This is a genomic window from Enterobacter cloacae complex sp. IR53030 (assembly GCF_049238365.1).
Classification (GTDB): domain Bacteria; phylum Pseudomonadota; class Gammaproteobacteria; order Enterobacterales; family Enterobacteriaceae; genus Enterobacter; species Enterobacter kobei.
Genome location: NZ_JBMKHA010000036.1, coordinates 1 through 19,212, shown reverse-complemented (window position 1 = coordinate 19,212; position 19,212 = coordinate 1). Strand labels below are relative to the sequence as shown.

The 19,212-nt window shown below is 54.3% G+C and carries 20 protein-coding genes and 3 pseudogenes; 7 read left to right on the top strand and 16 right to left on the bottom strand.

All coding sequences use genetic code 11. The features are described 5' to 3' along the window. Positions 1–12 precede the first annotated feature (12 nt). The 9 genes and pseudogenes from hdeD-GI to ACOTXR_RS23635 form a co-directional block, all read right to left on the bottom strand. The gene (gene hdeD-GI / locus ACOTXR_RS23675; RefSeq protein WP_023329026.1) at positions 13–654 is read right to left on the bottom strand and encodes a heat resistance membrane protein HdeD-GI; all 642 of its coding nucleotides are present in this window, start codon (positions 652–654) and stop codon (positions 13–15) included. An 89-nt stretch (positions 655–743) separates the two neighbouring features. Next, positions 744–1,631 (bottom strand): heat resistance protein YfdX2, encoded by an 888-nt coding sequence (gene yfdX2, locus ACOTXR_RS23670; protein ID WP_013307890.1) that lies wholly within the window; start codon positions 1,629–1,631, stop codon positions 744–746. Positions 1,632–1,733: 102 nt separating this feature from the next. After that, complete coding sequence (gene yfdX1, locus ACOTXR_RS23665) at positions 1,734–2,648, bottom strand: heat resistance protein YfdX1 (RefSeq protein WP_023332905.1); 915 nt, start codon at positions 2,646–2,648, stop codon at positions 1,734–1,736. Positions 2,649–2,670: 22 nt separating this feature from the next. Further along, positions 2,671–3,129: a small heat shock protein sHSP20-GI gene (hsp20-GI, locus tag ACOTXR_RS23660; protein WP_004118778.1), complete on the bottom strand. Its 459-nt coding sequence runs from the start codon at positions 3,127–3,129 to the stop codon at positions 2,671–2,673. An 87-nt stretch (positions 3,130–3,216) separates the two neighbouring features. Then, positions 3,217–3,441, bottom strand: a pseudogene (locus tag ACOTXR_RS23655) (hypothetical protein); the annotation flags it as partial. Continuing rightward, positions 3,357–6,206 carry a heat shock survival AAA family ATPase ClpK gene (clpK, locus tag ACOTXR_RS23650; protein ID WP_023332906.1) on the bottom strand — a complete coding sequence of 950 codons (2,850 nt, stop codon included), beginning with the start codon at positions 6,204–6,206 and terminating at the stop codon, positions 3,357–3,359. The pseudogene ACOTXR_RS23655 and the gene clpK, both read right to left, overlap by 85 nt. 105 nt (positions 6,207–6,311) lie before the next feature. Then, positions 6,312–6,881, bottom strand: a complete 570-nt coding sequence (gene hsp20, locus ACOTXR_RS23645) for a small heat shock protein sHSP20 (RefSeq protein WP_023332907.1) — start codon at positions 6,879–6,881, stop codon at positions 6,312–6,314. A 34-nt stretch (positions 6,882–6,915) separates the two neighbouring features. Next, positions 6,916–7,197 carry a helix-turn-helix domain-containing protein gene (locus tag ACOTXR_RS23640; protein ID WP_023332908.1) on the bottom strand — a complete coding sequence of 94 codons (282 nt, stop codon included), beginning with the start codon at positions 7,195–7,197 and terminating at the stop codon, positions 6,916–6,918. 193 nt (positions 7,198–7,390) lie between these two features. Next, the gene (locus ACOTXR_RS23635) at positions 7,391–7,654 is read right to left on the bottom strand and encodes a hypothetical protein (protein ID WP_001295708.1); all 264 of its coding nucleotides are present in this window, start codon (positions 7,652–7,654) and stop codon (positions 7,391–7,393) included. Between the two features lie 159 nt (positions 7,655–7,813). Between ACOTXR_RS23635 and ACOTXR_RS23630 the strand changes: the two genes are divergently transcribed. Beyond that, positions 7,814–8,782, top strand: a complete 969-nt coding sequence (locus tag ACOTXR_RS23630; protein ID WP_163467572.1) for an IS5 family transposase — start codon at positions 7,814–7,816, stop codon at positions 8,780–8,782. A gap of 350 nt (positions 8,783–9,132) precedes the next feature. Here the strand turns inward: ACOTXR_RS23630 and ACOTXR_RS23625 are convergent, their stop codons facing one another. Both ACOTXR_RS23625 and vapB read right to left on the bottom strand, forming a co-directional pair. Further along, entirely contained in the window at positions 9,133–9,549 is a 417-nt protein-coding gene (locus ACOTXR_RS23625) for a type II toxin-antitoxin system VapC family toxin (RefSeq protein ID WP_000754567.1), read from the bottom strand. Then, entirely contained in the window at positions 9,546–9,776 is a 231-nt protein-coding gene (vapB, locus tag ACOTXR_RS23620) for a type II toxin-antitoxin system VapB family antitoxin (RefSeq protein WP_023293777.1), read from the bottom strand. Before vapB ends, ACOTXR_RS23625 begins: the two co-directional genes overlap by 4 nt. 901 nt (positions 9,777–10,677) lie before the next feature. Between vapB and ACOTXR_RS23615 the strand changes: the two genes are divergently transcribed. Then, positions 10,678–11,349: a hypothetical protein gene (locus ACOTXR_RS23615; RefSeq protein WP_024140048.1), complete on the top strand. Its 672-nt coding sequence runs from the start codon at positions 10,678–10,680 to the stop codon at positions 11,347–11,349. A gap of 70 nt (positions 11,350–11,419) precedes the next feature. Next, complete coding sequence (locus tag ACOTXR_RS23610; protein WP_106660985.1) at positions 11,420–12,157, top strand: site-specific integrase; 738 nt, start codon at positions 11,420–11,422, stop codon at positions 12,155–12,157. Positions 12,158–12,214: 57 nt separating this feature from the next. Here the strand turns inward: ACOTXR_RS23610 and ACOTXR_RS23605 are convergent, their stop codons facing one another. Continuing rightward, entirely contained in the window at positions 12,215–12,472 is a 258-nt protein-coding gene (locus tag ACOTXR_RS23605) for a hypothetical protein (RefSeq protein ID WP_000764642.1), read from the bottom strand. Positions 12,473–13,112: 640 nt separating this feature from the next. Here ACOTXR_RS23605 and ACOTXR_RS23600 point away from each other — a divergent pair. After that, a complete protein-coding gene (locus ACOTXR_RS23600) occupies positions 13,113–13,979 on the top strand; it encodes a replication initiation protein (RefSeq protein ID WP_023302476.1) in 867 nt (288 codons plus the stop codon). Here ACOTXR_RS23600 and ACOTXR_RS23595 read toward each other — a convergent pair. Together ACOTXR_RS23595 and ACOTXR_RS23590 are read right to left on the bottom strand one after the other, a co-directional pair. After that, the gene (locus tag ACOTXR_RS23595; RefSeq protein ID WP_226856284.1) at positions 13,911–14,567 is read right to left on the bottom strand and encodes a hypothetical protein; all 657 of its coding nucleotides are present in this window, start codon (positions 14,565–14,567) and stop codon (positions 13,911–13,913) included. The two genes, ACOTXR_RS23600 and ACOTXR_RS23595, sit on opposite strands and share 69 nt — an antisense overlap. Positions 14,568–14,698: 131 nt before the next feature. Next, positions 14,699–14,774: pseudogene (locus tag ACOTXR_RS23590) on the bottom strand (hypothetical protein); the annotation flags it as partial. Between the two features lie 129 nt (positions 14,775–14,903). Between ACOTXR_RS23590 and ACOTXR_RS23585 the strand changes: the two are divergent. Continuing rightward, positions 14,904–16,109 (top strand): AAA family ATPase, encoded by a 1,206-nt coding sequence (locus ACOTXR_RS23585; protein ID WP_006797591.1) that lies wholly within the window; start codon positions 14,904–14,906, stop codon positions 16,107–16,109. Further along, complete coding sequence (locus ACOTXR_RS23580; RefSeq protein ID WP_000064119.1) at positions 16,109–17,083, top strand: ParB family protein; 975 nt, start codon at positions 16,109–16,111, stop codon at positions 17,081–17,083. Before ACOTXR_RS23585 ends, ACOTXR_RS23580 begins: the two co-directional genes overlap by 1 nt. An 81-nt stretch (positions 17,084–17,164) precedes the next feature. On the opposite strand, the gene ACOTXR_RS23575 is transcribed toward ACOTXR_RS23580, so the two are convergent. Together ACOTXR_RS23575 and umuD are read right to left on the bottom strand one after the other, a co-directional pair. Next, positions 17,165–18,436, bottom strand: a complete 1,272-nt coding sequence (locus ACOTXR_RS23575) for a Y-family DNA polymerase (protein ID WP_222834873.1) — start codon at positions 18,434–18,436, stop codon at positions 17,165–17,167. Further along, on the bottom strand, positions 18,436–18,867 hold the full coding sequence (gene umuD, locus ACOTXR_RS23570; protein WP_006796638.1) for a translesion error-prone DNA polymerase V autoproteolytic subunit: 432 nt from the start codon (positions 18,865–18,867) through the stop codon (positions 18,436–18,438). Before umuD ends, ACOTXR_RS23575 begins: the two co-directional genes overlap by 1 nt. 135 nt (positions 18,868–19,002) lie before the next feature. Between umuD and ACOTXR_RS23565 the strand changes: the two are divergent. Beyond that, positions 19,003–19,134, top strand: a pseudogene (locus tag ACOTXR_RS23565) (IS1 family transposase); the annotation flags it as partial. Between the last annotated feature and the right edge of the window lie 78 nt (positions 19,135–19,212).

Genomic DNA, 19,212 nt, shown 5'->3' with positions numbered 1-19,212 from the left:
AATCGAGGATGCTCATATCCATAGATTTTGGTTTGGCACGCTCTTACCCCAGGCGCGTTTGCGAAGACTCCAACTCAAGAACAAAAGCGTGACGCCATAGACTGCCGCATGGAAACCCAACAGCCAGCCTGCGGCCACGAATGACTCGACCGGACGGGTAAAAAATATCCACAAGACGATAGCACCAAGGATAATCGAGAGCAGTCCACTGAGGGCAAGCCAGATTTCACCCTTGATTTCCCGACGCAGCCGAACGGCGGCGGATATCTCCAGCACACCGGTGAAAATCGCCCAGAAGCCCACGCTAGCCCATAAAAAAGAAGCCAAGACTATCGTGGCGACCCAAGGAGCAACCAGGACGACGACGCCCGTAAGTATGCCGACAATGCCGCTGAACAGCAGCCAGCCCCAGCGCTCTTTTTTCTGGATATGGCGCACCGCTGCAAACAAGTTGAACGCGCCATTGACCAAGGAAAATGCGCCGAACATGATGGTCATGGCCAACAGAGCCGATTGTGGCATCCAGAACGCGAGGGCTGCAAAAATCAATGCCAAGACACCGCGCAGCACAAAAAGCCACCAATTTTGGCTCAGCGAACACAGTGCTTTGGTGGGGTCATCCGCATTGGAATTGGCGATGGTGTCTGTTTTCATGCAATATCTCCTAAAGATCTATACAAAATAAAAAATCAAACACTCATGGGACAAGAGAGGGGGCGCTATGCGCCCCCTCTCCAGCGGTTTCAGAACAACCTGGACAGTTTTGCCTTGACTTCATCGAGCCAGCCTTTTCCGCAGCCTCCCCCTCCCGTCTTTTCCTTGATTTTCTTGAGTTCAGCGTACAGGGGCTCAAAGTCCTTCCTTTTTCCATAGCCCAGCAGTTCTGCCATTTCCAACTGCTGCCGGGCTTCGTTCAACAATGTCTCCAGGCGCTCATTGGATGCTTCGCTGCGCTGACCATCTTCTACCAGGGGCTCGGCGCGCTTCAGGAGCAGCTTCGCACGCAGGACGGGCAGCGGAAGCACGCTGCGCTCCTCGACCAGCGTGCTGAGCGCTGACTGCAGCGCGGCTTTGGCTTCTTCGATCTTGCCCTGATCGATCAGCGGCACGACTGCCTTCACGGCTGCGGGATAGGACGCCAAAGGGATGCTGGTGACCGTGATCACGATTTCACTGGCCAGCAAAGCCAGCACGTGGCGAGCCTGTTGCACCTCGCCATGTTTGAGGGCATCCAGCGCCTCGTCGGTCATCGCCTCAATGGTTTCCGTGTTGGCGAACAAGTCGTGCACGATGGTGCGCACATCAACGCCGGCCAGGGCGAGCGTGGGTTCGCGCGCGACGATCAGCTCCAGCTTTCCCGTCACTTCGGCCAGCGTTGCCAATGCGCGTGCAGTGTCCTTGCCGTCAAGTGCGGCCAGCGCTGATTTGGTCAGCGACAAGGCCGAGACTGCCTCATCGAGGACTTGTTTACGTTTGTCTGCCGCCTGCGAGTCCGTTTCTTTCTGAACCTCAGGCTGTACCTCCGTGACGACTTCAGGCTTGGACTCTGGACTGACAGGAAGGCTGCTTACCGCGGCCTGTTCGTTTTTTCCTTCGTTCGTCGCATTGGGATTCGGTGTTTGCTCATTCATGGTGATATGCCTCGTATGAGATAGTGAAAATAGGCGAATCTATTGGGGCTGAATGCGAACATCGCGAGACTGACCGACAGAGCAGTCAGCCCCTTCATCACCTCAAAACAGCTTTTGGATGCGCGTCTTCAACTCGTCGAACCATCCCTTGCCGCTTTTGCCACCAGCCGACTTTTGCTCAATGGACTTCACCTGATCGAAGATGGGTTTGAAGTCCGCCTTCTTGCCATAACCCAGGATCTGCGCCATCTCGATCTCCGTGCGCACGGACGACAGCAAGGTGCTGAGCTCCTCGTTCTGCTTGGCATCGCGCCTGTCGGTCTCGGCCAGCTTTTCAGCTTTTGCCATCGCGGCTTCGGCCCGTAGCACGGGCAGAGGAAAGGCGACCGAGGTCACCACCAGCGTGTTCAGTGCTCGGGCGAGTTCCGCTTTGGCGTTGTCGATCTTGCCGCTGTCGATGAGCCGTGCGGCCGACTTGATCGCTGCCGGGTACGTTGCCATCGGAAGGTTGTCGGTTTGGATTACGATTTCGCTGGCCAGATTGGCAATGATGGGCCGGGCCTTTTGCACCTCGCCATCACCCAACAACTCCCGAGACAACTTGACCGCTTTCTTTACCGATTCCACGTTGGCGTGGATATCGTGGGTGATGACGCGTACATCGACCGGCGCCAAAGCAAGTTTGGCGTCGCGTGCCAATACCAGTTCCAGCTTTCCGCTGGCCAGTTCCAGCGCAGCAAGCGCCTCCTTGGTCTTGTTTGCATCAAGGAGGGTCAAAGCCTCCTGGGTCTTGGTGAGCGCCGTGATGGCGTCTTGAGTGAGCTCGGCACGCTTTTTATCGGCTTCCCGGGCGGCCTTGTCATCTACCTGTGGCTGTGCCGCCTTGGATGCGGCAGAGGGTGCTGAAGCACCTGGGCTAGAACCTGCCGCCGATTGGGCCAGAGCCGGTCCGCTCAGTCCGACGACAACCGCCAGGGCAAGTGCGGAGAAGGTGTATTGTGGCTGTTTGATATTCATGATCTTGGGCTCTTGATTGAAGTTAGTTGACTGAGATTTCAATCTGTTTCGGTTTGGCTTGCTCGGCCTTGACAAGCCGCACTTCCAGCACGCCGTCTTTCATGGAAGCCGTCACCTTGGTCGGATCAACGTTGTCAGGCAAGACAAAGCTGCGCACAAAGCGGCCATAGGCACGTTCGATGCGGTGGAACTTCTTGCCCTGCTCCTCTTTTTCCAGTTTGCGCTCGCCGCTGATGGTGAGCACACCGTTTTCCGCGCTGACGCGCACGGCATCCTTGGGGACCTCCGGCAGATCCAGCTTGAGGAGGAATGCGTTCTCATCCTCGCTGATGTCCGCCATTGGAGCCCAGTCCGCCGTGGTCATGGCTTCGTTGCCGGTACGGGCGCCCTGTCGCTGGGGTATTCGTCCGGACATCGTCGCCAGGCGGTTTTGCAATTCATCCAGTTCCCGGAAGGGGTCCCACGGAGTCAATGCAGACATATCGGTTCTCCTTGAACAATGCCGACGAATTGGATGACGCACTGAACAGAGCCGTCGGTTTACTCTGAATGGCACCTACTACTGTTTTCAGTTCCGAACAAGTCCTTGAGTCAATTGACGGATATCGCTTTCGTCGAGCGTTTCCCGCGCCAGCAGCTCGCGCGCACAGCGCTCCAGCACCGCGCGGTTGATGTCGAGAATCCGGTAGGCGTGCTCGAACACGCCCATCACGATGCGTCGCTCGCCGACTTCTTCTTGCGCGAGCCTTTGCCAGCGTCGCCGTGCGGCGTCTCGGTCGCCTTCGCGACATCCGGCTGCTCCGGCTCGGCCGGGGTCTGCGGTAGCTCTTTGCGTTCGAACACCACGCGTTCGGCCTTGTCGTCCCAGCGTGCGCTGGCGTGATCGCCCTTGCCGATGCTGCCACCGAGCATCTCGCGCGCCAGCGCAGTTTCCAGCTCGCTGCGGATCAGGCGCTTGAGTTCACGCGCACCGAACTCGGGTTTGTAGCCTTCTTCCGCGAAATGGTCGATCAGCGTCTGATCGAAAGTGAGCGTCACGCCCTGGCTGGCGGCGCTGCGCGCCACGCGATCGAGCTGCAGGCCGACGATGTGGCGGATCTCCTCCTTGCCCAGCGCATGGAAGACGATGATCTCGTCGATGCGGTTGAGGAACTCGGGCCGGAAGTGGCCGCGCAGCACGTCCATGACCTCGGCCTTGGTCTTTTCGTACTCCTCGTCGGCCGCCCCACGCGCCTTCAGCCGTCGCTGGATGATGTCCGAACCCAGGTTGGACGTGGCGATGATGATGGTGTTGGTGAAATCCACCACCCGGCCCTTGCCGTCGGTGAGGCGACCGTCGTCGAACACTTGCAGCAGGATGTTGTAGACGTCAGGGTGTGCCTTCTCGATCTCGTCGAGCAGCAGCACGCTGTAGGGCTTGCGCCGCACCTTCTCGGTGAGCTGACCGCCTTCGTCGTAACCGACATAGCCCGGAGGCGCGCCCACCAGCCGCGCCACGGTATGGCGTTCGCCATATTCCGACATGTCGATGCGCAACAGGGCGTGCTCATCGCCGTAGATCGATTCGGCCAATGCCTTGGCGAGCTCGGTCTTGCCCACCCCGGTCGGGCCCAGAAACAGGAAGGTAGCCACCGGTTTGCTGCCTTCGCGCAGGCCGGCGCGGGACAGCCGCACGGCATCGGCCACGGCACGGACCGCCTCGTCTTGTCCCACCAGGCGCTCGTGCAGCCGTTGTTCCAAGTGCAGCAGCTTTTCGCGCTCTTCCACCGTCAACTCGTTGACCGGGATGCCGGTCAGGCGCGAGACGATCTGCGCCACGTGTTCCGCCTTGACCTCGGCACTGCCGGAGGCCCGCTCCCGCTCCCAGTTCTCGACGAGCTTCTTGAGCTCGGCCTCCTTGGCTTCGATGCGCTTGCCGAGCTCGGCGGCCTGGTCGTACTGCTTGCGCGCGGCCACGTAATCCTGTTCACGCCGCAGCTGGTGCAGTTCGGACTCCAGCTCCTGCACGGCCACCGGCCGGGCCGTGGCCGACAGCTTGACGCGCGCGGCCGCCTGGTCGAGCAGGTCGATCGCCTTGTCCGGCAGGAAGCGCGCCGTGATGTAGCGGTCGGACAACTCGGCCGCCGCGATGATCGCGTCCTCGGAGATGCTGACCTTGTGGTGCGCCTCGAAGGTGTCGCGCAGGCCGCGCAGAATCATGATGGCCTGGGCCACCGTCGGCTCGGGCACCGTCACCGGCTGGAAGCGCCGCTCCAGTGCGGCATCCTTCTCGATGTATTTCTGGTACTCGTTCAGCGTCGTGGCGCCGATTAGGTTGAGTTCACCGCGCGCCATCATCGGTTTGAACACGTTGGCCACGTCCAGCCCGCCTTCGCCACCGCCCTGGCCGGCACCGACGATGGTGTGCACCTCGTCGATGAACAAAATCAGCTCGCCCTGGTGCTCGGTCACCTCCTTCAGCACCTTCTGCACGCGCTCCTCGAACTCGCCGCGATATTTGGCGCCGGCCACCATGGCGTTGATGTTGAGTTCCACCAGGCGCTTGTCGCGCAAGGTCTCGGGCACTTCACCCGCCACCATGCGCTGCGCCAGCCCTTCGACGATGGCGGTCTTGCCCACACCCGGCTCGCCGATCAGCACCGGGTTGTTCTTCTTGCGCCGGGCCAGCACCTCGATGGTGGTTTCGATCTCCTGCGCGCGGCCGATCACCGGGTCGAGCTTGCCGTCGCGCGCCATCTTGGTCAGGTCGCGCGAGTACTTGTCGAGTTCTGGCGTGTTGGTCGGCGTCTCAGCGCGGCCATCCTCGGCGCCCTTGCCGACCACCTTGCTGACCTGTTGGCGCAGCGCCTGCGGCGTCAGGCCGTAGCGGCGCAGCAGGTTGGCGGCCAGCCCTTCGCCTTCCTCGGCCAGACCGATCAGGAAATGCTCTGGACCGACATAAGAATGGCCGAGTTCATTGGAGGCCACGAAGGCGCGGCTGAGCGCATCCTTCACGCGCGGCGACACGCCGATCTCGCCCTCGAAGGGCTTGTCCCCGCGCTTGGCCTCAGACTCGATCTGCCGCTTGAGGTCATCGACCTTGATCTTGAACTGACCCAGGATGGTCTTGACCACGTCGCTGTCGGCCAGCGCCAGCAGCAGATGTTCGGTATCCACCTCGGAGCGGCCAAATTCGGCAGCGTGTTTGGCGGCCTCCTGCAGCAAGGCTTCCGACTGTTCGCTGATGCGGCTGGCCAACCCACTGCCGCGACGGCGCGGCGCACCCGAACCTGCGGTGGCGGGCTCGCCAAACGAGGCATCGACCACGTCATCGGTATCGGCGGCAACTGGCGTCGCGTCTTCGCCGATGCGGAAGAAGTCACTGCCGAGGAAGTCCTCGAACAGGCCGCTACGCGAGCCGAACAAGGCTTCCAGCGGCGAAACGGTGCGCTTTTGCTGGCGCACTAATTGCCGGTAATGGTCGTCGCACAACAGCATGGTGCTGTTACGACCGTTGAGATTGGCTTCCACCCGCACGGTGGCGGGTTGGCCGCAGACCTGGCATTGTTTTCTGGCCATGCTGATGCTCCTGAGAAGGTTGACAAGGTTGAGGCGACGAGGCATCGCGAGCCGCGACTCCTCGTCTCGTGCCGGGTTTTTCTTGTGACGAACGAGCCGGCGACGTCAGCCGTTGATCGGGATCGAGCGTCCCTGCTTCGGCGCGCTGACCTCGCGCTTGTCGATCGTGACCGTGAGCACCCCGTTCTTGAACGATGCCTTGATCGAATCCTGGTTGGCGTCGTCAGGCAGGTTCAAGGCACGCTGAAAGCTGCCGTAGGAGCGCTCCACACGGTGGAAGCCACCTTCCTTCTTCTCCTGTTCCTGGCGCTTCTCGCCACGCACCATCAGCACGTCGTTGTCGAGAGTTATCTGGATGTCCTTCTCCTCGACACCGGGCACTTCCAGGGTAATCTTGTACTGCTTGTCGGTTTCCTGGATGTCCAGGGCCGGCTTCAGCATGCCCGACCAATCGGATGGCCACTGCGGCATGTTCAACGCCGGAAAACCGAAGCCCCGGAATGCGTCATCGAACAGCCGGTCGATTTCCCGATGCAGTTGCATGATCGGGCTGACTGGCCCGCTCGCCGCTGGCAGGTCATTGCGCTGCACCGGCAGGGAAGAGACGGTCTGCTGCTCTTGCTGCTCGTTCTTGAACCAGTTCCAGGGAGCCAACTTCTTGAAATCGATGTCCATGTCATACCTCCAGAAAAATTGGAAAACGAGTTACTCAAGCCCTTTGCCTGCTGTGACGGGCAGTGCGCCCAGGCGACACGGGCTGCTCGGATGACTTCTGCTGTTCACGCTTGCGCATCACCTCCTTCTTTGCTCCGGCTCGGGTCTGATCATTGATGCACTGATCGATTTCACTTTGACGAAGCCGCCACGTCCCGCCCATCTTGAAAGCCGGAATTTCCCCGTGTGCGGCGAGCCGATAAAGCGTCCGCTTGCCGACTTTCAAGTACGCAGCCAATTCATCGAGCGTGAAAATCACCTGTAGGTGCACTTTCATCTCACCCTCTCCAATCGCGTCGCTTTGCGGTTCCGGCCAAGGAAATCCTTGCAATACTTTGTAATATTAGACCTACTATGAATAACCTCAAGAGTCAATGTGCAGCGTTCTCCCGCCCCATTGATGCAGGTCAACTGCTCAGGCAATGGACAGCGCCTGGCTCGTCAGCCTGCGTGTGCCACAGGCGCCTCGATCAAACACCGATCCTCACGTTGTAGCCGAGTGCCCGCAGCCCCTTGCTCGTCTGCATGTTCCTTGGCGGAAACTCGTCTGGGCGCGCCCAGACGACGATTTCCCCGAGGCTGCTCAGGCCAACGTGCGGAATTGCCCAGTCGTCGCTGCGGATCGCGTTCCAGAGTCGGGCCGAAACACTTCCGTTGCCCCAGACAACGTAGTTCAACAGTATCCGTCCGGCCAACACACCTTCCCGACACCGCCGCCGAAGGCCATGGCCCATCAAGCGGATTTTCCATGCGCCCTCAGCGCCGTACCTACAGCAAATCTTTCAAGGCTCAGGTCATTCAGGAGTGTTCTGAACCCGGTGCCTCCATCGCAAACATCGCCTTGGGCTACAGCCTCAATGCGGCTTTGTTGAATAAATCGAACTTTTGCTGAGTTGAAGGATCAGATCACGCATCTTCCCGACAACGCAGACCGTTCCGTGGCAAAGCAAAAGTTCAAAATCACCAACTGGCCCACCTACAATAAAGCCCTCATCAACCGTGGCTCCATAACTTTCTGGCTGGATGATGAACCTATTCAGGCCTGGTATGAGTCGGCAACGCCTTCATCACGGGGAAGACCTCAGCGCTATTCTGATCTCGCCATCACCACCGTTCTGGTCATTAAACGCGTGTTCAGGTTGACCCTGCGGGCTGCACAGGGTTTTATTGATTCCATTTTTACACTGATGAATGTTCCGTTGCGCTGCCCGGATTACACCAGTGTCAGCAAGCGCGCAAAGTCGGTTAATGTCAGTTTCAAAACGTTCACCCGAGGTGAAATCGCGCATCTGGTGATTGATTCCACCGGGCTGAAGGTCTTTGGTGAAGGCGAATGGAAAGTCAAAAAACACGGCAAAGAACGCCGTCGTATATGGCGAAAGTTGCATCTGGCAGTTGACAGCAACACACATGAAATCATCTGTGCAGACCTGTCGCTGAACAATGTGACGGACTCAGAAGCCTTCCCGGGTCTTATCCGGCAGACTCACAGAAAAATCAGGGCAGCATCGGCAGACGGCGCTTACGACACCCGGCTCTGTCACGATGAACTGCGGCGTAAGAAAATCAGCGCGCTTATCCCGCCCCGAAAAGGCGCGGGTTACTGGCCCGGTGAATATGCAGACCGTAACCGTGCTGTTGCGAATCAGCGGCTGACCGGGAGTAATGCGCGGTGGAAATGGACAACAGATTATAACCGTCGCTCGATAGCGGAAACGGCGATGTACCGGGTAAAACAGCTGTTCGGAGGTTCACTGACACTGCGTGACTACGATGGTCAGGTTGCAGAGGCTATGGCCCTGGTACGAGCGCTGAACAAAATGACGAAAGCAGGTATGCCTGAAAGCGTGCGTATTGCCTGAAAACACAACCCGCTACGGGGGAGACTTACCCGAAATCTGATTTATTCAACAAAGCCATCCAGTGCCTGAAAGAAGGCTGGGCATCACAGGCATTTGTCAGGTCGGTGTTACAGACGTTCCGTCATCATGATTATGACGCTTTCCTCATTGAGAAGCATCACCGCAGTATCGTTTATTCAGACGAAATGTGGACTCTGGCCGTCCAGCTGGGGATATCTAAATTCATCAGGCCGCCAAAACTCACACATGAGAGAACACGTATCCGTGTAGAGCCATTCAGTAACGGTGAAAAGGAATACAAATAACATCGCAGAGAAACTGTCAGGCCGATGGATAGCGGCCTGACTACGTTACTTAACCCAGTCTTCCAGAACCAGACCCGGCACCCGCTCAAACTCTCTTGTATTATTCGTCACCAGGATGGCGCCCGCCGCGATGGCGTGTCCGGCAATGGCGGTGTCGTTCGGGCCGATCGGCGTCCCGGCGAGGCGCAGCGCCACCCGGATGTCCGTCGTGGCGTCCACCGCAGCCCGGTCCCAGGGCAGGATGGCATCGAGGCGCGCGCAGAACGCGTCGACCAGCTGAATATGGCGCGGCGAGGCCTTCGGGCCGGTGGCGCCGAAGCGCATCTCGGCATACGTCACGGCCGAGACCACGATGCGATCACCGCGCAGCACCACCTGCTCCAGGCGCTTCAGCACCGCTGCCGGCTGCTCGCGCATGATGAACGAGCAGATGTTAGTGTCGAGCATCCAGGTTTTCTTCATGGATCAAAGCGTCCTTCGTCGCTGACCACATCCTCACGCTGCGCCATAAAGTCCGGATCGGCCCTGTCTAGCTGCGCGAACGAGCCCCAGGTCGGCCGGACGGGACGCAGAATGATGCTGTCCCCTTCCCGGACGATCTCCAGCTCGCTGACGCCGTCAAAATCCAGGTCCCGGGGCAGACGGATGGCGCGGTTATTGCCGTTTTTAAATATCGATACTGTGCGCATGGATGTTCCTCCGGCTGATCATGCATGATGTATGAGTGCATATGTGCAGTATATGCCTGCCGGATGGGTTTGTATAGGTGTAACATATGCAGATGACTGGCATATGCGTATGTCTGCCCTATGCAGATGCGCGGCATATGGATATGCTGTGCATATCCTGCTTTCTCATTTTTCCACCGCAGATCCGAAAACTCCCAGTTCCGGATCTGCTTCAGCCCCGACAGCGCAGCGGCCAGGCAACACAATATGTAGCGGTGTTCTCAGCTGAAAGTGACGCTATATGTTGTGTCCCTCCCCTGCCCCGCGATCGGCCGCTCACCACCCTAAAAGGACGCTTTGCTTATTCCCTGGCCGTGATACACTACCGGAAACTTCGCTAAAAGTGAAAAGTCGGATCCGGCCGGAACGGCCGTCCGGTAATTTAATTGAGTGGTTATGTGGCTGCTTATTATCAGCCTGGAAATGATGACGTCATGGGAAAATCATCCGGGTGACAGACGCAGGGTTGTGCTTAGCCGATTATGCTGCACGTCATAATTACTCTTAGTGACTATAAGGATGGTTTGATTTGACATTGAAAGACATGTATCTGCTTCTACAAACAACTTATGGTCATAACGATTTATGGCTGATGCTGCATAGTCCTACCGGGCAAGGGCGTTCTACCTATCTGGATGGCAGTTATGTTGCTTCTCCAGGGCGAATTTTGTGTCGGTATTCTCAGGGACGATGGATTCATAGCGTAAAGACTGACTTTCGTCATTTTGATCCCTTAGTGGACCGGTCCAGTCAATCTCCAAGCGGACTCAAATTGTCTCTGCCGTTCGCTATCACGCTAACAAATCCGTTATGAGTGAGATACTTTCCATTTTGTAGCGGGATTTCTCAATAAGGATCAAACATGGCTGACTGGTTTATTGCGACTGAGGGCGTGAAGGTGGTGAAGGACAGTGCCAGCCTGTGGCCGCAGATCGTTACGGCTATTTCCTCTGCCGGCGCAGCCCTGGTGGGTGTTGCTCTCACACACCGTTTTACCCGCAGGCGTGAAGAAGCTACTGCTGCACGTAAACGTTACGATGAATTGTACTTTATATCTACCGAGCTAGTTTTTCTGCTGGAGCGTTTTGCACAACGCTGTGTTTATTCTGCTAATGAATCAGGGGAATATGACCAAGATGGACGTATTAGGATTGAGTATTCTTTACCTGAAATCAATTTCGAGTCCATTACTGGGGACTGGCGTTCTCTGCCACCAGGATTGATGTACAGACTTGCTGAATTGCCAGTCATCTGCAGGGAAGCCGCGAGTTCTATAAGTGCGGCGTTCAATGAAGATACTCCCTTCGATGGATCGTATGGAATTTTCGAACTTAACAGGCAGTCTGCAAGACTCGGATTAAAAGCAATACGTTTATCCCGTTGGCTACGTCAGCTATGCGATATGCCTGGGGACAGGTTGTCTGACGACCGTTGGTCGGCATGGAGTGTTTTGTATCGGAAGCGCTGGGAGCATATTAGGAATAATAACAATGTTTACCGCCGATATAAACGGTTGCCTGATGTTACTGAGTAGATGGCTCAGGAGTTAGACTATGAATAATAATTTCCCGGCAGGTATCAGGGATAACACACGGAACACCTCGATGAATCTGCCAGTAGCCATCGATTACCCTGCCGCTCTTGCCCTGCGTCAGATGGCGCTCGTGCAGGATGAACTCCCGAAATACCTGCTGGCGCCGGAAGTCAGCGCCCTGCTCCATTACGTGCCGGATCTTCACCGCAAGATGCTGCTGGCGACGCTGTGGAACACCGGCGCGCGCATTAATGAAGCGCTCGCGCTGACCCGGGGGGATTTTTCGCTGGCGCCGCCGTATCCGTTCGTGCAGCTGGCCACGCTCAAGCAGCGCACCGAGAAAGCGGCCAGGACGGCAGGTCGTGCCCCCGCAGGCAGTCAGGTCCATCGTCTGGTTCCCCTTTCCGATCACCACTACGTCAGTCAGCTGCAGATGATGGTGGCCACCCTGAAAATTCCCCTCGAAAGACGAAACAAACGCACCGGCAGAATGGAGAAGGCGCGTATCTGGGAGATCACAGACCGTACCGTCCGCACCTGGCTTAGCGAAGCGGTGGAAGCCGCAGCGGCCGACGGGGTGACGTTCTCAGTACCGGTGACCCCCCATACGTTCCGTCACTCCTACGCGATGCACATGCTGTATGCCGGCATACCACTGAAGGTTTTGCAGAGCCTGATGGGCCACAAATCTATTAGCTCGACGGAAGTCTATACGAAGGTGTTTGCACTTGATGTTGCTGCGCGGCATCGAGTTCAGTTTCAGATGCCCGAAGCGGATGCGGTAGCCATGCTGAAAGGGAATATTTAAGTACTTAGGAGAATGATGCTGGCGAACGTCATGCTCGCCGGTGAGGTCTGTCAGAAGTTATCTGGACCAGCTGACGGGAATATCTGCTCTGTATTCCTCATACTGCTCATAGATCGCATGCTGAAGCATCGTAATACGTTCTGACAACCTGTTGGCGTCCGACATATGCCGCCATTCCCCCTCAATAGTGGTTTTCTGTCCATCCGGGAGATTGAGCGTGATCAATACCTTTGTATCACGAATAATCACCCCGTCAGTGAAAGAATTAAGACCACTCCTTACGGTATTATCTATCTGTATAGTTTCAAGTTTCATCTTGTTACCTCCTGTTGACCGGATCCCAAGCATAGATATCTGAATTCAAGTTGCCTAGTGAAATGTCTGGATATGCCGCATTTTTCCCCTTATACAGCGAAGCCATTATTAATTTTAGGTGTGTGACTCAGGGGCCTTAGTCCCCCTTTTACAGGAAGTAGTGTTCTGTCACGACGGGAGCCAGGGTTAATAAAAACGATTCGAATATGTCTGCAGGGACGATAGAAATCTTCGTGCGGGTTGTCTCGCTGTAGCGGGCTCTGGAGAGCGACTCGGGGAGGAGTAGTATCTTCCGCCCACGGATATGATCGAGCCAGCAGTGCTCGCCGCAGCCGAGCGACAGGGCGAAGCCCCGAGTGAGCGAGGAAGCACCATGGAACAAAACTTATAAATTCTGCTTACGCTAAATGCCTGAAAAATCACTTCCCTCTCGGGGTTATCCACTTATCCACGGGCATATTTTTATAAAGTATTTTTTTATTCTTTTTCTATATTTTACACCTTTTAGGGAGCCTGAAAGCCGCGTACAGTGCGGCCTGAGAGGGGGCCTGTATGGGCAACTGGTAAACATAATATGGGAAATTAATCACGTATCCGTGGGTTTTGTGTCAACAAGCTATGGGATACGCATCAACAAGCTATGGGAAAGAGGTCAAGTTCAGTTCTCAATTATCCACTTGTGGATAAAGTGCAGATTTTTCCGGTGGATAACTATCGCGATAGCTTGCAATTTCTGTTTTCACTGTCATTATGGGTGGGTAAAAATTTACCCATAGGCATTGAAATGGATACTCAAGCACTCTTGCCAGCTACTAAAACGTTTAAAAAACGCGCCAGTATAAAGCAATCTAACGAATTGACCGAAGCTGCATATTACCTGCCTCTTCAGGCAAAACGTGTGCTGTGGTTATGCCTCATGCAGGCCTATTTTAATGACAACCAGGAAGATGACTCTGACGTATTGCCGCTCTTCAAAATCAGCGTTTCCGATTACGTCAAATACTTCAATGTCGCTACGTCTGTCGCCAGTCGTGATGTGAAGGCTGGGGTAAATGCTCTGGGCGAATCAACGGTTACCTTTTATCCAAAAGAAGGTGAGTTTGAAGAAGTTAAACGTCCGTGGCTGGCTGAAGCAGGAATGAAGCGAGGTCGGGGTTCCTGGCAGATTGAATTTAACTACAAGGTCATGCCATTCCTTGTCGGCTTAACCTCCCAGTTCACTACCTATTCTCTCTATGACTGTGGCCAGCTTAATAGTGTTCGTGTCATCCGGCTTTATGAAAGCCTGTGTCAGTTCCGGAGCACTGGTGTCTGGATCACCACACATGACTGGTTATGTGAAAGGTTTATGCTCCCTGCCTCGCAGAAAAACAATATTGCTGAAATGAAGCGTACCTTCCTGGAACCTGCTCTGAAGAAAATTAATGAGAAGACGCCATTAAAGGTAACATATACCACTGAAGAAGATGGTCGCTTGCTGTTTAATTTTCTTGATAAAAAACAATAGCCTGCATTTTTTATTTCCCCCCCTTAGTTTGTTGCTGACATATGGGGGGATACTAAAATTGCTGTATTTCCCATAGTGCTTGCCTAACTTGACCTGTTTCCCGCAATCCCGGCTGTCCGCGTAGTTGACCTGTTTCCCACAGTCCCGGACGTCTGCAAAGTTGACCTGTTTCCCACAGTCCCGGATGTCTGTAAAGTTGACCTGTTTCCCACAGTCCCGGATGTCTGTAAAGTTGACCTGTTTCCCGCAATCCCGGCTGTCCGCGTAGTTGACCTGTTTCCCACAGTCCCGGATGTCTGTAAAGTTGACCTGTTTTCCACAGTCCTGGCCGTCCGCGGAGTTGACCTGTTTCCCACAGTCCCGGACGTCTGCAAAGTTGACCTGTTTCCCACAGTCCTGGCCGTCCGCGGAGTTGACCTGTTTCCCACAGTCCGGGCCGTCCGCGGAGTTGACTTGTTTCCCACACTCCCGGCCATCCGTGAAGTTGACCTGTTTCCCATAGTCCGGGCCGTCCGTGAAGTTGACCTGTTTCCCATAGTCCGGGCCGTCCGCGAAGTTGACCTGTTTCCCATAGTCCTGAGCGTCCATAAAGTTGACCTGTTTCCCACAGAGGATGGAAAACTCTTCTTGTGCTGAGCGTAAGAGCTATCTGCCGGAACGGTTCCTCTTCGCTTCCTCGCCAGTTCGCTCGCTACGCTCGGTTACATGGCTGCGGCGAGCGCTGATACCTTTCTCTATACCCTTTTGTACGACTTGTTGTGTGATAGTCATAAGTGCGTCTGCGTGTTGCGGCACTGTGATTGAGTGGCACGCCCGTCGAACTTCTCCCCCCTCCTGTTGAGAGCGAAATCAAAACAATATGATTTTTTTCTTGAAACATGACTCTTTTTGTTCAAAATGACAAAAAACGTCATGAGGTGATAAATGAACAATATTGAGCAGTTACGGAAAGTTGCTACACGTGCAGGTAAGCTTCTGACATCTTTGAGCGAGAGTATCCGCCAGCAAAAAGAGGAATTGAAGCTTACCGAGTTCTATCAGGAATACAGCAAAGCCGCTCTGTATAAGCTGCCTAAGCTCAGTAAAGGCAGTGTTGAGTATGCTGTGGCCGAAATGGAAGCCGGTGGCTACATTTTCAAAAAGAAACCTTCTGGTAATACGATGAAATACGCGATGACGATTCAGAATGTCATCGATCTGTATAACCACCGTAAAGTACCCAAGTACAGGGATCGCTTTGATAAAGCCTTTACGATTTTTGTATGTAATCTTAAAGGTGGTGGTTCCAAGACAGTTTCTACCGCTTCATTATCACATGCTTTTCGAGCTCATCCTCAGCTTCTGTTCGAAGACCTACGTATTCTGGCCATCGATTTCGATCCGCAGGCATCTCTGACAATGTTCCTGAGCCATGAAAATTCAGTGGGCCTGGTTGAAAATACGGCTGCTCAGGCCATGCTCCAGAACGTGTCTCGTGAAGAATTACTTTCCGATTTTATAGTACCGTCTATTATCCCTGGTGTTGATGTAATCCCCGCTTCCATTGACGATGCATTCCTTGCTGAAGGCTGGAAGGGATTGTGTGAAGAACATCTTCCAGGGAAAAATATTCATGCTGTGCTTAAAGATAACATTATCGATAAGCTCCAGCATGACTACGACTTTATTTTCCTTGATAGTGGTCCTCACCTTGATGCGTTCCTGAAAAACTGTATTGGGGCGGCAGACCTGATGTTGACCCCTCTTCCACCGGCTACGGTTGATTTTCATTCTTCCCTGAAGTTTGTGGCCAGCCTCCCTGCCCTCATAGATTCCATTGAAATGGATGGGCACACCTGCAATCTCATCGGTAATGTCGGCTTCATGTCCAAGATCCTGAACAAGTCTGATCACAAAATTTGCCATAGTCAGGCCAAAGAGGTTTTCGGTGCCGATATGCTAGACATGGTTCTGCCGAGACTGGATGGTTTCGAACGCTGTGGGGAGACTTTTGACACAGTTATTTCAGCAAATCCAGCAACCTATGATGGAAGTACAGAGGCACTAAAAAGCGCAAAATCAGCAGCGGAAGACTTTGCGAAGGCAGTCTTTGATCGCATCGAGTTCATTCGTACTAACGGAGGTATGTGATGTCGAATGAGAAAAGAAAAACCATCGGCAGACAGTTAAATACCCAGGCGTCAATTGCGGAAATGACGGACACCGGTAGAAGCCAGGTATTTACCTTAAAAACCGGCAGGAAGGTAACGTTCAGGTTTGTTCGGGTGCCTGCATCTGAAGTTGAAAGTAAGACCTTCGTAAACCAGGAAAACAACGGAAGAGATCAACTGGCACTGACCAGGGAGTCCCTGAAATCCATTATCCAGACGATTAAGTTTCAGCAGTTCTTTCCCTGTATTGGTATTAAGCAAAGTGAAAGGATTGAGATACTGGATGGTTCAAGACGGCGAGCCTCAGCAATTTTTGTCCGTACAGGCCTTGATGTAATGGTTACCGAAGAGCATTTATCAGCTGATGAAGCTCGCCAACTGGCTAAAGATATCCAGACAGCTAAAGAACATAATCTTCGGGAGATTGGCCTGAGATTGATCGCTCTTAAAGAGTCCGGATTTAATCAAAAGGAAATTGCTGAACTGGAGGGGTTATCTCAAGCTAAAGTTACCAGGGCGCTGCAGGCGGCGGCCGTACCGCAAGACTTGATTTCTCTGTTCCCGGTTCAGTCGGAGCTATCGTTTAGTGACTATAAACTTCTTTTAGAAGTTAATGAAAAACTCAGTGAAAAGGGATTAACGCCTGAAGAACTCATTCAGTCTGTATCAGCTCAGCTCGATGCAATTTTGAGTGAAGGCGAGCGACCAGAAGACGAACAGAAAGCCAGTATACTGAAGCTGATTTCTCAGGCATCTCAGGCATTGATAGATCCATCTCCCAAGGAAAAGTCAGTGGTTTCCCCACTCTGGTCTTTTGAAGAAAAGGACAAGTTCGCGCGTAAGCGTGTGAAAGGGCGTACGCTGACTTATGAGTTTAGCCGTATGTCAAAAGTGATTCAGGATGAACTGGACAAGGCTATCAACGAGGTCCTTGACAGAAATTTGAGTCAATAATTTCGCCATGGCGATTTCACATCTAACTTATTGTAATTAGGCAGTTTAGGCTGAGAATTTCAAGGTGAAATCGCCAAAGTTTTACGCCAGTTTCGCTGCAGGAATATCTGACCATCGTGTCGTATAAGCAGGAGAAAGCATCTCCCGTTTCATTTGCCATTCCGGGGCAATACCCCGCCCCGCAAACCATACTTTACCCAGCCCTGAGTTGTTGATCCCGTCCAGAACCTTCATCAGCTCAGCACTGTAAGGGCGTGGCGGGCGTTCGTCGAACAGCTGCAGCTGCGAAACGCCGGAGCCGGTGAAGTCATTCAGCATAACTCCGGCTTTGGCATACCGGTGTCCATCCCTCCAGATACGCTCCAGAGCCGTTGTGGCGGCTGCAATGATGTCCCTGGTGTCCTGAGTGGGTGTAAGAAGTTTTTCCGTAGCCACGTTGCCGTAGTAAGGTTCTTTAACGGCGAACGGAGACGTTTTGATGAAAACGGAAATATGCCGGCAATACTGGTGCTCTTTACGCAGCTTTTCAGAGGCCCGCTCTGCGTGCTGACAGATAGCCTGACGGAGTGACTCGTACTCCGTGATCTTCACGCCAAAACTGCGGCTGCAGACAATTTGCTGTTTCGTCGGAGGGGCTTCCTCAAGCGAAAGGCAGCTTTCCCCGTTCAGTTCACGTACCGTTCGCTCAAGGACCACAGAAAAATTTTTGCGGATGAAGGCCGGGTTCGTCAGGGCGAGATCGAGCGCGGTCTTAATGCCCAGCACATTCAGCTTGCGTGCAATACGGTTACCCACCCCCCAGATTTCTTTAACCGGCTGCAGTGAAAGCAGTTTCCGCGTTCTCTGCGGATTTCCCCTGGTCAGAGCAAGTACGCCACGAAGCTGTTTCCACTCTTTTGAGGCCCACTGGGCTGATTTTGCAAGGGTCTTCGTTGGTCCGGCGCCCACGCCAATGGTCAGGTGGGTACAGTCATACACGTGCTGACGCAGCTGCCGGCCGAAGTCCTCAAGCTCCATACAGTGCTCCACGCCGGTCAAATCGAGGAACATCTCATCAATTGAATACTGTTCCACTCTGGGGGCCAGTTCCTCCAGGCAGTTCATCACGCGCGCCGACATCGAGGAGTAAAGTTCATAGTTACTTGAAAACGAATATATTTTTTCCGGGTACCTTTCGTTTTTTATCTGAAACCACGGAGTTCCCATTTTGATCCAGGGCTTCGCCTCGGCACTGCGAGCGATTACGTTCCCGTCGTTGTTGCTCAGGACGACTATCGGCTTTCCTTTCAAATCCGGTCGGAAAACACGTTCACAGCTGGCATAGAAGCTGTTCACATCGGCCAGGGCAAACATCAGTACATCTCCCTCGGGCGGTGGATGATATGCGTGACGACGCCAAAGATATCCAGCTCGTCGGGGTCAGGATAAATCGGCGACCAGGAGGCATTCATGGGCTGCAGCGTCAGTCGAGGCGTCAGCAGAAGCCGTTTAACCGTAAACTCCCCCTGTACGCTGGCGACAACGATATCGCCGTGCCGCGGCTTTTCAGCACTGTCCACAACCAGCAGATCGCCATTGTACAGACTACCGTCCGCCATGCTGTCTCCGCTGGCACGCAGGTAGTACGTCGCGCTCGGATGCCGTATGCAGTAATCATGGAGATCCAGATCGGACTCGACATAGTCAGCGGCAGGGCTGGGAAAACCGCAGCTGGCCAGATCGGCAAACAATGGATGGGCCTGTGGCGGGTGTTCTTTCCCGGTGCTGAAAAGCTGTAGCTTCATCTTTCCTCCTGACACTCTAATTTTACTGGTTATGTATACAGTATATTTAACAGCGTGACGATAATCCAGATCGCCTGCCGGGTAATGGTGCCAACTTACTGATTTAGTGTACGATGGTGTTTTTGAGGTGCTCCCGTGGCTTCCATCTCCATCAGTTGTCCCTCCTGCTCAGCTACTGAAGGCGTGGTGCGTAACGGTAAAAGTACTGCCGGACATCAGCGCTATCTCTGCTCTCACTGCCGTAAAACATGGCAGCTACAGTTCACTGGTAATGGGGCTTTGTTGAATAAATCAGATTTCGGGTAAGTCTCCCCCGTAGCGGGTTGTGTTTTCAGGCAATACGCA